The organism is Paenibacillus sp. 1SOY10 (assembly GCF_056836745.1).
The window spans coordinates 1-1,229 of the sequence record NZ_JBXENK010000021.1 but is presented as its reverse complement, the minus strand read 5'-3'; the positions used below and the strand labels follow the sequence as shown (position 1 = coordinate 1,229).

The 1,229-nt window shown below is 46.0% G+C and carries 1 pseudogene; it reads left to right on the top strand.

The window, feature by feature from the left end:
- Positions 1 to 10 precede the first annotated feature (10 nt).
- Positions 11 to 1,200: pseudogene (locus tag AC1VOR_RS22955) on the top strand (IS3 family transposase).
- The last annotated feature ends 29 nt before the right edge of the window (positions 1,201 to 1,229 follow it).

Below are 1,229 nucleotides of genomic sequence, written 5' to 3'. Positions count from 1 at the left end.
AGGTGTTCACATGAGTGAGCAACGGAATCGCTATAACGAAGAATTCAAGAGACAAACGGCCAAATATCTCTATGAACAGACGAAATCGGTGGAGGAAATCGCCCTAGAGATGGACATCCCAGCGAAGACGTTACATGTCTGGAAATCCAAATATCGCGAGTTTAAGAACGAGTCCATTTCCAGTGTGGAACGGGTTCGAGAATTGGAACAACTCTTGAAAGATAAGGAACGAGAGCTCCGTGAAAGTCAGGAACGTATCTCCGATGTGGAAGAAGAACTTGCCATTGTAAAAAAAGCAGTGCACATCTTCAGCAAACCAAAGAGCTAAGATTTCATTTTATAGAAAATCATCGCTCCGAGTTTTCTTTGGCGAAGATGTGCAAGGTGTTTCATGTTTCCCGGAGCGGCTACTACAAATGGCGGAAGAACAAGCCAAGCCAGCAGAAGCTGCGTAAGGCACACCTGCTAAAAAGAATAGCCTACCATTTCCATGATTCCGAGCAGCGTTATGGGGCTCCTAAAATTACGTATATGCTGAATCAGGAAGGGCAACTTGTCACGGAGAGAACTGTGGGTTTGTACATGCAAGAGCTTGGTTTTCGCGCTTGTGTGGTGCGGAAATACAAGGTGCAAACGACGGATTCCACCCATGACTTGCCAATTGCTCCTAACCTCTTAAACCAGCAGTTTCACGTGAAGAAACCGAACCAAGTTTGGGTGACCGACATTACGTATATTCCTTGTAGAGAAGGCCGATTGTACCTGGCCAGCGTCATGGACCTATGCACTCGTGAGATTGTAGGTTGGCGTTTGTATGACCGAATGACGACAGGACTTGTTTTGGATGCGCTGAAAGCGGCTTATGAAGCGAAACAGCCCCAAAAGGGGCTACTCCACCATTCGGATCGCGGGGCTCAATATGCCTCTCACGAGTACAGAGAACAACTCAACACGTATCACATGACGGCCAGCATGAGCCGCAAAGGGAATTGTTATGATAATGCCTGTATAGAGTCTTTTCACAGCATTCTCAAGAAAGAGCTTATTTACTGCAAGCGATTCAAGACTAAGCAACAAGCCTACGATGAAATCTACCGCTATCTTGAGTTTTTCTACAACCGCAAACGTATCCACGGTTCACTTGGTTATTTATCGCCGGTTCGTTTTGCTGCACAGTTCAATAAGAGAAAAGTCGGCTAAAGAGTGTCCACTTTCTTGACAGAGGTCCA